General features: G+C 35.0%; 9 protein-coding genes. 8 read left to right on the top strand and 1 reads right to left on the bottom strand.

The features are described from left to right. Positions 1–496 precede the first annotated feature (496 nt). Entirely contained in the window at positions 497–1,477 is a 981-nt protein-coding gene (pfkA, locus tag T367_RS0120825) for a 6-phosphofructokinase (protein ID WP_027421554.1), read from the bottom strand. A gap of 15 nt (positions 1,478–1,492) precedes the next feature. Between pfkA and T367_RS0120820 the strand changes: the two genes are divergently transcribed. The 8 genes from T367_RS0120820 (at position 1,493) to T367_RS0120785 (ending at position 11,251) form a co-directional block, all read left to right on the top strand. Next, positions 1,493–2,317, top strand: coding sequence for a hypothetical protein (locus T367_RS0120820; protein ID WP_027421553.1), 825 nt, complete (start codon positions 1,493–1,495; stop codon positions 2,315–2,317). A gap of 77 nt (positions 2,318–2,394) precedes the next feature. Next, positions 2,395–2,982 (top strand): RNA polymerase sigma factor, encoded by a 588-nt coding sequence (locus T367_RS0120815; RefSeq protein WP_027421552.1) that lies wholly within the window; start codon positions 2,395–2,397, stop codon positions 2,980–2,982. Further along, on the top strand, positions 2,966–4,060 hold the full coding sequence (locus tag T367_RS0120810; protein WP_027421551.1) for a tetratricopeptide repeat protein: 1,095 nt from the start codon (positions 2,966–2,968) through the stop codon (positions 4,058–4,060). Before T367_RS0120815 ends, T367_RS0120810 begins: the two co-directional genes overlap by 17 nt. A gap of 462 nt (positions 4,061–4,522) precedes the next feature. Further along, positions 4,523–7,153: a valine--tRNA ligase gene (locus tag T367_RS0120805; RefSeq protein ID WP_027421550.1), complete on the top strand. Its 2,631-nt coding sequence runs from the start codon at positions 4,523–4,525 to the stop codon at positions 7,151–7,153. 41 nt (positions 7,154–7,194) lie between these two features. After that, the gene (gene lpdA, locus T367_RS0120800) at positions 7,195–8,595 is read left to right on the top strand and encodes a dihydrolipoyl dehydrogenase (RefSeq protein ID WP_394331583.1); all 1,401 of its coding nucleotides are present in this window, start codon (positions 7,195–7,197) and stop codon (positions 8,593–8,595) included. A gap of 77 nt (positions 8,596–8,672) precedes the next feature. Next, a complete protein-coding gene (gene hemH / locus T367_RS0120795) occupies positions 8,673–9,707 on the top strand; it encodes a ferrochelatase (protein ID WP_035847018.1) in 1,035 nt (344 codons plus the stop codon). Between the two features lie 23 nt (positions 9,708–9,730). Continuing rightward, entirely contained in the window at positions 9,731–10,459 is a 729-nt protein-coding gene (locus tag T367_RS0120790) for a lysophospholipid acyltransferase family protein (RefSeq protein WP_027421547.1), read from the top strand. A 78-nt stretch (positions 10,460–10,537) separates the two neighbouring features. After that, positions 10,538–11,251 carry a YebC/PmpR family DNA-binding transcriptional regulator gene (locus tag T367_RS0120785; RefSeq protein ID WP_027421546.1) on the top strand — a complete coding sequence of 238 codons (714 nt, stop codon included), beginning with the start codon at positions 10,538–10,540 and terminating at the stop codon, positions 11,249–11,251. Positions 11,252–12,580: the final 1,329 nt, after the last annotated feature.

The raw sequence follows: 12,580 nt of genomic DNA, 5'->3' as shown, positions 1-12,580 counted from the left end.
GCAAAGGTAAAACCTTTTTTTGTTTTGCAAACCTTTTTTAACTTTTTTTTTGATTTAATTTCTTACCTATATATAAGGCGTCAATTTTATCATTATTTCAAGTTAACTCTTAACAAGGTTGTTTTTCATTTAAGAAGCATTCAAAAGCAAAAGCTTTTCATTTTTTCCTTAAAATCAATTACCTTTTTTTAATCTTTTTTCGAAGCCTTTGAAATCTTCTCAAATCGAATAAGTCATCTCTTTTCAAACAGTCGTTTCTGCTTTTGAGAGGCGCAAAGGTAATCCCTTTTTTTACTCTGACGATTTTTATTTGAATTATTTTCAAACTTTTTTTAAACCTGCATTCTTTGCAGTAAAATCATCACTTAATTTGTCAATCTCGAGTGTCGGGCGTTCCCTGTTTCGAGGGCGCAAAGATACATTCTTTATTTTCATTAAACCGCATTAATTCTGTGTTATTTTTAAATTAATTTTCAGATTATCTTCTAGATCCTCATTAATAAATACTTAACTTTCTAATTAATTTCAGATAATCCATATTTAAATCCGTTTTGCGTGTAAAGCTCTCCGTAATATTTACAGAAGTAACCTTCCCATCAACTAAACTGGTCATTAAATTTCGTTTCCCTTTTAATAAACAAACAATCGCCTCTTCACCGAATAAGGCTGAATAAAGGCGATCTAAATAACTTGGGGATCCTCCTCTCTGTATATGTCCTAATATAGACACTCTTATATTGGTATCTAATCCTTCTGCCTTTAGATATGCGTAAATCTCCTTGGCTCCTCCCATTCCATCTCCCTCCGAAACAATAATAATACTGGACTTCTTCGCATTCACCGCCCTTGCTATCTTACCTTTGAATTCAAGAAGATCCTCTTGCCGCTCCGGAATAAAGACTTCCTCTGCCCCACTCGCCGCCGCCGCATGCAATGCAAGCACACCTGAATTATTCCCCATCACCTCTACTAAGAATACGCGGTGATGTGAACTTGCTGTATCTCGAATCTTATCTACAGCGTCTATAATATTGTTTAAGGCCGTATCGAATCCTATCGCATAATCTGTCCCATTAATATCATTATCAATAGTAGCAGGAATGCCAATCACCGGAAAGTCGAATTCTTCTGAAAAGGTTTTCATTCCTTTAAAGCTACCATCTCCTCCTATTACTATTAAAGCATCAATATTTCTATCCTTTAAATTCTGATGCGCTACCTCTCTGAATTCCTTCGCTCTAAAATCTTTGCTTCGCGCAGTCCCCAATATCGTTCCTCCACGTTGAAGAATATTAGAAACGTCATCATATAATAAGGGGACAATATTATTGTTTATTAAACCGTTAAAGCCATCATGTACTCCAAAAGCCCCAATTCCGTGATAGATTGCGGCTCGAACAACGGACCTAATACATGCATTCATACCTGGTGCATCTCCACCCGAAGTTAATACTGCAATATTTTGTACTTTTATCATCAAATTAATTTTAAAATGAAAAACACGCTTATTATTACGTTAATCCTGATCTGTTGCACCTCTTATGGTCAAGACGATAAAGGTAAGTCACTTTTTTTCGGCGTTAACGTAGGAACAAAAATAGCAAATAAAGAGCATGCTGCTAGGTATAGTGGTGCGTATTCGTACAACGGAACATCTGTAACTCAACTTGAAGCAACTTTAATTAATAATCCAACGAACTATAATAATTTGAAGGATCGATTGGGTGGCAAAGACTTTCTTGTTCCATTCGACGCTTACCCTTTAAATTCGAATTATGTACCGGGAATTATGGTTGGTGTTAATATGGGATATCAAATAAGTCCGAACTTACAAACTTCTATAGATGCTAATATAACGCAAATGAAATATAGAAACGTTTTTAGTGTTGAAGTTTTGGATGGAGGAAATCAAACCAGTCAAGAACAGTACCAGACTGGTGAATTATTCGCAAAAGAGAGCCGTTTTAACGGTCGTTATAATTTAGACTATGTTGCAGATGGTAAAAAAGCTAAATTTATTATTGGCTTAAGTGGGATTGTATCTGTTTGGCGGATTGACGAACATGTTGCAATATTTGAAGGCATGACATTTCCGCTATACTCCCAACATTCAGTCACACAAGTCAACCAATTATCGATTGTAAGAGGAACAGGTTGGGGATTTGGTATTAACTTAGGTATTGATTACCGTATCAATGATAAAATTGTCAGCCAGATAATGTACCAACCAGCACATGTAAAACATGACTTTGGCTTTAATGTAGACAAGCGTATTTTGTTACAACATGATATCGTCGTTCGTTTTCTTTGGAAATAATTATGGAATTTAATCTTTATTGCATCTTTACATGGACTAACCTGTGAAGCCAATAAATTGATATGCAAAAGTAAACGATGCTATTTAACTTATTGTTTAGAAAAAATATAAAAAACGCTTCGGATGAAGAGTTGACTAAATTACTTTTTGAAGGTGATAAAGCTGCGCTTGGGGAATTGTTTAGACGTTATGCTCACCTTGTAATGGGGGTTTGCCTGAAATATCTGCAGCATGAGGCCAATAGTGAGGATTTAATGATGAAGATCTTTGAAGGCTTGCCAAATAAAAATGTTAAAACGGAGATTAAACATTTTAAGTCTTGGATTTATACTTGTAGCAAAAACGAATGTTTAATGTTATTACGTAAGAAAAAACAAGACACAGCAAGCATAGATGTTGCTTTATTGTATACGGAAGATAATGCCGAAGCAAAATTGGAGCGTGCTTTACAAAAGGAATTAGAATATACAAAACTTGAAAAGGCAATTGCCCGATTAAAGCCTGACCAAAGAAATAGTATAGAACTGTTTTATTTGAAGAATATGAGTTATGACATTATCGCTAAAGAGACTAAACAATCGCTGAAGCAGATTAAAAGCCATATTCAAAACGGGAAAAGAAAATTAAAAATAATACTAGAATCGGATCGTGAATTTGAACAATAGTGAACATATAGACCTCGAACTTTTAAAGAATTACTACGAGGGTAAACTTTCTATTAAAGAAAAGAATGCGCTCGAAAAGTCTGCTTTAACGGATCCTTTCTTAGCTGATGCCATGGATGGTTTTGAAGAAAATCCTGGTAGTTTTTATCGATTTTACGATAAAAACAATCCTAATAAAGGCCAAACGAGTAAAACCTTATTCATGGGGATTGGTGTGCTTGTATTACTAATGGTGTCTACTTTAATTATTAATAATACCACGGATTTAGGATCAGTAACACCTGACTTAGCCAGTAATGATTCTATAGTTGTATACCCAACGGTAATAAAACACCAAAAGGAAGTTGAAAAACTCTCTCCTAGTATCAAGGCAATGCAGCCAGCTCCGGAACAACAACAAATAAGAAAAAAAGAATTAGTCACCAATACCAAAGCGAAAGTTGACCAAGCGAAAGAGAAAGCTGAAGCTAAAAATATTAAAGTCGATGATGTAATTCCTATAGACAAGACAGGTAAAGCTGTTCCCGAGCCTATTTACAAAGAATCAAAATGGCAAACACCTACCATATATCTTTATGATTTATTGGTGGTTGATTATCGACAAATCAAAAGAACTAAGAATAATATCCTATATACCCGCTTCGAATTAGGCGGAACATCAGCCGATAGAGAGAATAACGACATCGAGGATGCTGCTAACCTCATAGAAACGAAAGTCGATCTACCTTATATTGAATATCTCGAAAAAACGATGTACTACTTCTCTAAAAACACGTACAAAAAGTCATTAAATCGATGCTTAACAATATTGGAGCAATACCCTAAAGATTTGAATGCTTTGTTTTATGGTGGCTTGAGTTATTATAACTTAAAAAAGTATGAAGAAGCTTCAACCTATTTTAATCAAGTAATAGGATCAGATTGGGATGCATTTCAAGAGGAATCTCAATGGTATCAAGCTAAAACATTCGTCCAACTGAACGAAATTGAGCCAGCTCTTGAATTATTAGATCGTATCATTCTTGAAGGTGGTTTTTATAAGAACGATGCGATACAGTTGAAAAGAACACTGAGTTAAAAGAGAAAAGATTAATGTACTGATAGATGTTAGATTTTAGACGCTAGATCGCTGCGCTTCTCAGCCACAGTAGCTTTATGCGGAGCTGGTGTTAGATGCTAGATGCTAGATCGCTGCGCTGTTAGATAAATAAGGGGGGGGTTCTTTGTGCTTCCATTAATAGTACTGACCGTTTAGGTTGTTTGTTAATCTCCGTCATCAAGTTGACCAAGTCGATTAGCATATAATAGATGTTTTAATTTTTTAGGAGTTCCATTATCCCCATATTTTAAAAGCCTAACAATAGAATGACACTTTATTGTTTTTATCTATTTTTAGAGGATCATTTTAATACGAAATCACTTTTTAACAAAAAGATTCCCATTTAGCCATAATTTCTCAGTTTTTCCATATTGAATTTGAGCTGCATCCGATACATTTTCGTTAAATTTGTTGTCTAAATTTAATAAGAGGAGAATTTTAATGGACATTCCTAAACAATACGACCCAAATAAAGCAGAAGACAAATGGTATGCGCATTGGATGAAACAAAATTACTTTCATTCAGAGCCTGACGACCGTGAACCATATACTATAGTAATTCCACCGCCAAACGTTACTGGCGTTTTGCATATGGGGCATATGTTGAACAATACAATTCAAGATGTATTGGTCCGTAGAGCAAGAATGCAAGGTAAGAATGCTTGTTGGGTTCCTGGAACTGATCATGCCTCAATTGCAACGGAAGCAAAAGTAGTTCAAAAGCTACGTAAAGAAGGAATCAAAAAATCTGATTTAACTCGGGCTGAATTCTTAGATCATGCAATGGCATGGAAAGATCAGTACGGTGGCGTTATTTTGGAGCAACTAAAAAAATTAGGAGCTTCATGTGATTGGGAACGTACAGACTTTACAATGAACCCTGATTATTCTGAAAGTGTTATCGATACATTTTTAGATTTATATGAGAAAGGAAAAATTTACCGAGGTGTAAGAATGATCAATTGGGATCCTGCTGCGCAAACAGCACTTTCTGATGAAGAGGTTTTACATAAAGAGGTAAATTCGAAATTATATCACGTTAGATATAAAATTGAAGGAACGGATGATGAATGGTTAACAATAGCCACTACTCGACCGGAAACAATTTTAGGTGATTCAGCTATTTGTGTGAATCCTAATGATATTCGTTTTACGCATTTACATGGTAAACGTGCCATCGTTCCAATTTCTAATCGTTCTGTTCCAATTATTCAAGACGAATATGTTGAAGTGGAATTCGGTACTGGTTGCTTAAAAGTAACACCAGCGCATGATGAAAACGATTATAATTTAGGTAAGAAACACGATTTAGAGTCAATCGACATCCTAAATGATGACGGTACAATGAATAAACTTGGACTTCATTACGAAGGGAAGGATAGGTTTGTTGTTCGTAAAGAGATTGCCAATGAACTTGATGAATTGGGTTACTTAGTAAAAGTTGAAGACCATATTAATAAGGTAGGTTATTCTGAAAGAACAGATGCTGTAATTGAACCTAAATTATCACTTCAGTGGTTTGTTGACATGAAACAATTGTCAAAGCCCGCTTTAGATACTGTAATGAATGGGGAGATTAAATTCTATCCAGACAATCAGAAAAACACCTACCGTCACTGGATGGAGAACATCAAAGATTGGTGTATTTCTAGACAATTGTGGTGGGGACATCAAATTCCAGCTTGGTATTATGGCAAAGGAACAGAAGAATATGTTGTTGCCAAGACTATTGAGGAAGCGATGGTTAAAGCCAGTGAAAAAACTGGAAAGACTATTGCTGCTGAAGACTTAAGACAAGACGAAGATGTATTGGATACATGGTTCTCTTCTTGGTTATGGCCAATTTCAGTATTTAATGGTTTAACTGATAAAGGGAATGACGAAATAAAATACTATTATCCTACCAATGATTTGGTGACCGCTCCAGAGATTATGTTCTTCTGGGTAGCACGAATGATTATTGCGGGATTTGAATATATGGGAGAAATTCCATTTAAGAATGTTTATTATACAGGAATCGTTCGTGATAAACTGGGTAGAAAGATGTCTAAATCTTTAGGCAATTCTCCTGATCCAATCGAATTGATTAATGAATATGGTGCGGACGGCGTTCGTTTAGGAATCTTAATCTCATCACCAGCAGGAAATGATTTGCCTTTTGATAGTTCGCAATGTGAGCAAGGTAGAAACTTTAGTAATAAAATTTGGAACGCCTTTAGATTGGTGAATCAATGGCAATACAAAGACATTCCTCAGCCCGAAGCCAACGTAATAGCAATTGAATGGTTTGAAAGTAGATTGAATAGTACATTGGTGACAATCAATGATCATTTTGACAAATTCAGAATCTCTGATGCATTGATGGCGACCTATAAATTAATTTGGGATGATTTCTGTTCTTGGTATTTAGAGATGATCAAACCGGGTTATCAGCAACCAATCGATACAAAGACATTAGAATCAACAATTCAATTCTTTGAGAAATTATTAAAAATTGTTCACCCGTTCACGCCGTTTATTACTGAAGAGATTTGGCATTGGTTGAGAGAACGTAACGAAGGTGAAGATATTATCATCAGTAAATGGCCAGAAGTAAAAGGTCATGATGAGAAGATCTTAAAACAATTTGATGCAGCAGCTGAAATAATTACAGGTATTCGTAATATCCGTAAGCAGAATAATATCGCCAATAAAGTTAATTTAGATTTATCTATAAAGAACAATGGCGAACATGATAGTACATTTGATGCTGTTTTAATTAAGATGGGGAATTTATCTCAGTTAGCATATACGACTGAAAAAATTCCAAATGCATATTCATTCATCGCTCAAAACAGTGAATTCTTTATTCCTTTTGGTGATGATATTGATTTAGATGCTGAACGTAAGAAATTAGAAGAAGAATTGGTTTATGCCGAAGGTTCTTTAAATATCGTTCGCAAAAAGTTAAGCAACGAAAGATTCGTTAACAATGCACCTGAAGCAGTGGTTGCAAGTGAACGTAAAAAAGAATCAGATGCATTAAGTAAAATACAAATATTAACAGAAAAATTAGCGACGTTAGCTGAATAGCAAACTTTACCTAATTATAATAATGAAAATAAATTAGAATTATGAAATATGATGTTGTAGTAATTGGATCAGGACCTGGAGGATATGTCGCGGCGATTAGATGTGCGCAACTAGGACTAAAAACAGCAATAATAGAAAAGTATAGTACACTTGGAGGTACTTGTCTGAATGTTGGTTGTATTCCTTCGAAGGCTTTATTAGATTCTTCTGAACATTTTCATAATGCAAGTAAAAACTTTGCAAAACACGGAATTGAAATCAATAGCCCTAAAATAAATATGGCGCAAATGATTCAACGTAAAGCGGATGTTGTAAAACAAACTTGTGACGGAATTCAATACTTAATGGACAAAAATAAAATTGATGTTCATACAGGTATGGGTAGTTTCATTGATAAAAACAATATCAAAGTTACTGCTGCTGATGGTACAGAAACAACTTTGGAAACAAAGAATGCGATCATTGCAACAGGTTCTAAACCGAATTTCTTTCCAGGAATGGAACCAGATAAGGATAGAATTATTACTTCAACTGAAATGTTAAACCTAGACACAGTTGCTAAAAACTTAATTGTTATTGGTGGTGGTGTTATTGGTTTAGAATTAGGAAGTGTACATGCTAGATTAGGTGCTAATGTAAATGTAATTGAATTTGCTGACAGCATTATTCCTACTATGGATAAAACAATGGGTAAAGAATTAACCAAAGTTTTAAAGAAAGAAGGATTCAAATTCAACTTAAACCATAAAGTACAAAAAGTTGAAAACACTGGAAAAGGTGTTAAAGTAACAGCTTTAAACAAGAAAAACGAAGAGGTTGTTTTTGAAGGTGATTATTGTTTAGTAGCGGTTGGAAGAAAACCTTATACTGAAGGATTAGGTCTAGAGAATGCTGGTGTAAAGATGGGCGAGCGTGGAATGATTGATGTAGATGCACATTTAAAAACAAATGTTGACAATATATATGCCATCGGTGATGTGATTAAAGGAGCAATGTTAGCGCACAAAGCTGAAGAAGAAGGAACATTTGTTGCTGAGATATTGGCTGGACAAAAACCACATATTGATTATAACTTAATTCCTGGTGTTGTTTATACATGGCCTGAAGTGGCTGCAGTTGGTAAAACTGAAGAAGAGTTAATTGCTGCAGGTGTAAAATATAAAACAGGTTCTTTCCCAGTTAAAGCTTTAGGTAGAGCAAGAGCAAGTGGGGACATTATGGGCTTAGTCAAAGTATTGGCTGATGCTGAGACCGACGAGGTTTTAGGTGTACATATGATTTCTGCACGTGCTGCAGATATGATTATGGAAGCTGTTACAGCAATGGAGTTTAGAGCTTCAGCTGAAGACATCGCTAGAATTTGTCATCCACACCCTACTTATACTGAAGCATTAAAAGAAGCAGCAATGGATGCTACAGAAAGTAGACCAATCCATATTTAAATAATATTTTAATAAAACGAATCAAGAGTCTTACATATATATTGTCTGACTCTTGATTTTTTTATTTTTAAGCATTGATGATTGAAAAAACTAAAAATACAGGTGTACTATTAATTAATTTAGGAACTCCAGATAGTCCTTCTACGAAAGATGTTCGGAAGTATTTAACTGAATTTTTAAATGATCCACGTGTAATAGACATTTCTAAAGTAGGTAGAGCCTTATTGGTAAACGGTATTATTGTTCCATTTCGCGCTCCTAAGTCAGCTAAGATTTATAAAGAACTTTGGAAACATTGGGACAATAACTCGCCATTACTCACCTATGGTGAAAAGCTAAAAGAATTGATCCAGGCTAAATATCACAATCAAAACGTTACGGTTGAATTTGCAATGCGGTATCAAAACCCTTCATTGAATTCAGTTTTAGCAAAAATGGAAAAGGTCGGTTATGATGAGATTATTATACTCCCCCTCTTTCCTCAATATGCAAGTTCGTCAACCGGATCTGCAATTGAAAAAGCTTTATCGATCATTCACAAATGGTGGACTATTCCAACTTTAAAAGTTCAGTCATCATTTTTTGATCACCCAGGTTATATTAATGGGTTTGTAGCATCTGCTAAAAAACATGATATTTCTAAAATGGACCATGTCGTATTTAGTTATCATGGTTTACCAGAAAGACAAATTACAAAAGTACATCCAGAATTAGAATGTACGAATTGTGACTGTGATAAGTCCTATAAACCGAATCAAGATTTATGTTATCGGAATGCTTGTTATCAAACTACACGATTAATCGCTGATAAATTAGGCTTGACTGAGAAAGATTATACCGTATCTTTTCAATCACGATTAGGAAAAACGCCTTGGCTGCAACCCTATTCTGATCAGGTTGTAAAAGACCTGGCTATTCAAGGTAAGAAGAATCTACTTGTTTTTTCTGCAGCTTTTATCGCCGATTGTTTAGAAACTACCATTGAAATAGGCGATGAATATCAAGAAATATTTGAAGAGCATGGTGGTGAAAAAATTCATTTGGTAGAAAGTTTAAACGATTCTCCTATCTGGATTGACACCGTTCACGAAATGATTGAATCGTTACGATAGCAATAAATCGCTAAATTAGCAATATGAAAAAAGTACTATCAGTTATATTGACACCACTTTTTTTCTTGTTCTTCGGTTTGACTTTGGTTGTATTTCATATCGTTCAATTGATCGCTTTACGTATTAGTCATCGAGCACATGATAAAAGTGTCGCCATTTTGAATTTTTGTTTGATGCGATGCACCAATATTTTGGGAACAAGAACCCGCTTTAAAGGTTTTATAAATCTACCGACAAGCGAACCTTATTTATTTATCAGCAACCATCAAAGCATGTGGGACATTCCGCCCTTAATTTGGAAATTAAGAAAAAACAGACCAAAGTTTATTGCTAAAGCAAGTCTAGCTAAACACATTCCTAGCATATCAATCAATTTGCAACGAGGAGGATCGGTTGCTATAGACAGAAATAAACCAGAAGAAGCAGTTGCAAAAATTGAAAAATTTGCACACTTCATTAAAGATAAAAAATTCTCTATTTGTATGTTTCCTGAAGGAACTAGAAGTAGAGATGGTATCGTAAAAACTTTTAAAGCAGGTGGCATTGACGCCATTTTAAATATAATCCCCACAATTAAAGTAGTTCCAATAGGAATAAAGAATACGGGGTTAATAGACAATAACGGTAAATTTTTAAAACGATTGGGGATAAAAACCAGCTTTATAATGTTACCGGCACGAACAGTTAATAGTCAAAACTTAATTGCAGAACTAGATGTAATTAAAAACGAGATTGCCGACGCGATAGCTTAATACCTGTTAAAAAAACGGGGATGCGCTATTTTATAAAAAAAAGAAACTTAGTATATTTGATAAAAGTTAGTAAAGATTATGGGAAGAGCATTTGAATTTAGAAAAGCGAGAAAAATGAAACGTTGGGGACAAATGTCTAAAACGTTTACAAAAATTGGTAGAGAAATTGCGAAAGCTGTGAAAGACGGTGGACCAAGTCCTGACACCAATTCAAGGCTTCGTGTAATCATTCAAAATGCTAAGGCTGCTAATATGCCGAAGGATAATGTTGAACGTGCCATAAAAAAAGCATCCGGTAAAAACACTGAAGATTGGGAAGAACGCGTTTATGAAGGCTACGCTCAATTCGGTATTGCAATTTTGGTTGAAACATTAACAGATAATTCAACAAGAACGGTAGCCAATGTTCGCGCATGTTTTAATAAATGTGATGGAACATTAGGTACAACTGGATCGCTTGATTTTGCATTTGAGCGTAAATGTATGTTCAAAATTGACGCAGAAGGAATCAATTTAGAAGAGTTCGAATTCGAAATGATTGATCATGGAGCTGAGGAGATTGATAAAGACGAAGAAGAAAACGAAATTATTATATACGGTCAATTCACAGATTTCGGAAATATCCAATCCGCTTTAGAGGAAAAGGGAGTTGAAATTAAGGAAGCAAATTTAGAACGTGTTCCTTTAGAGACCAAAACACTTACTGAAGAAGAGGAAGAAGAAGTGAATAAATTGATTGAAAGATTAGAAGACGAAGACGATGTTCAACAAGTTTTCCATACGATGGCTTGATCAGATGTTAGATCGTTTCACTTATAGATGCTAGATCGCTACGCTGCTAGACGTTAGTTACAAGAGTAAATATTGTTAGTTTTTAGTGCTAGATCTCACAAGTTTGGATTCCCACTCTTGCAAGATCAGTACTTTTTGCTAATGACATTGTAAATTATTTGGGCGTTCCCCGCCCCACTCATTTCGTCCCGATAGAAATCGGGATCGCTCAATGAGTTGTGACGGCGCCGCGCTTTCCGCTCTAATCTTTTTATTCGTCCATCAGCGGCACTTCGAGTCCACGTCGCAAGTTAAACATGATTCGATGAGACAGCTTTGCGCGACGTCCTCAGCGCCCATTTTGAAAAGTTCTACCCTAATAAAAAGGATATCCGCTGCAATCGCTAACGCGAGGATAGTTGTTAGACTCTAGATCATCGAAAAAAATGAAAATTTCAATATTTTTTCTCGTAATTTTAGTATTTTTTTACACCCAGTTTATACTGTGAGTTAGAAGTGTGCGAGGATTAAATTTTATGTGACCCCTACAGGGTCAATGTGTTTATTCTGTATTTGCGGTTAGAAGTATGTGACCCCTACAGGGTCATATCATATATGAAGTAGTTCAAATTAGTTCTATTCCCTGGGTATTTTAAAAGTACCCCAACACTTTAAATGGTTGTTATTATTGATTTATTTTTCTAATTCAATGTTAATCTTTAGATTGAAAACTACCTCCATAATTTTAACGTCAATAAATTTTAACATTTCTTGATCTAGTAGAGGTCACATATCCGATTGTAATTTTAGATGAATAATAAAAAATAAGTACCTAATACACATCAAATAAATGAATGTGTTTTTTGATTTACGCTAAGGTCGACCAAAAAACATTCAGAAAAAGTACGAGAATTTGGTATTTCTTGACCGTGAGGGGTTCCATATAACCTTTAGATTGATCTCTTCAAAGTTTACATCTTATAGCAAATGGATAAATAAACCTAAGTATAATCTAACACAGTATCTGAGTGCAAAATCAGGGAATATATTATAGATAATAGAGCTAGTACGCTTACTTCGACTTCATTCAGTACAAGTCACTTTTTAACCACAATAGCTTTATACGTCGCATCTTCATCAAGGCTATAGCGAATGCAGGAGGTAGTATTAGATACTAGATGATTGAAAAATATTACAAATCCCATTTTGTCAAGACTATAAACGAACCTCCTATTTCATCGAGACAATCTGCACCGTTCCTTGGCCAACTAATTCTGTTCCATCATCCGTAATTGCTTCGCTTGACACTTCGAGGCCATTGCTTTGCAATCCTCAGTGTCCGCTCGTTGC

The organism is Crocinitomix catalasitica ATCC 23190 (assembly GCF_000621625.1).
Taxonomy (GTDB): Bacteria; Bacteroidota; Bacteroidia; order Flavobacteriales_D; family Crocinitomicaceae; genus Crocinitomix; species Crocinitomix catalasitica.
The sequence above is the reverse complement of the archived record's forward strand: the minus strand, read 5'-3'. Positions and strand labels throughout refer to the sequence as shown.

Coding starts and splice junctions, on each gene's coding strand:
- pfkA (WP_027421554.1), bottom strand. CDS start 1,477: ATGATAAAAGTACAAAATATTGCAGTATTAACTTCGGGTGGAGATGCA.
- T367_RS0120820 (WP_027421553.1), top strand. CDS start 1,493: ATGAAAAACACGCTTATTATTACGTTAATCCTGATCTGTTGCACCTCT.
- T367_RS0120815 (WP_027421552.1), top strand. CDS start 2,395: ATGCTATTTAACTTATTGTTTAGAAAAAATATAAAAAACGCTTCGGAT.
- T367_RS0120805 (WP_027421550.1), top strand. CDS start 4,523: ATGGACATTCCTAAACAATACGACCCAAATAAAGCAGAAGACAAATGG.
- lpdA (WP_394331583.1), top strand. CDS start 7,195: ATGAAATATGATGTTGTAGTAATTGGATCAGGACCTGGAGGATATGTC.
- hemH (WP_035847018.1), top strand. CDS start 8,673: ATGATTGAAAAAACTAAAAATACAGGTGTACTATTAATTAATTTAGGA.
- T367_RS0120790 (WP_027421547.1), top strand. CDS start 9,731: ATGAAAAAAGTACTATCAGTTATATTGACACCACTTTTTTTCTTGTTC.
- T367_RS0120785 (WP_027421546.1), top strand. CDS start 10,538: ATGGGAAGAGCATTTGAATTTAGAAAAGCGAGAAAAATGAAACGTTGG.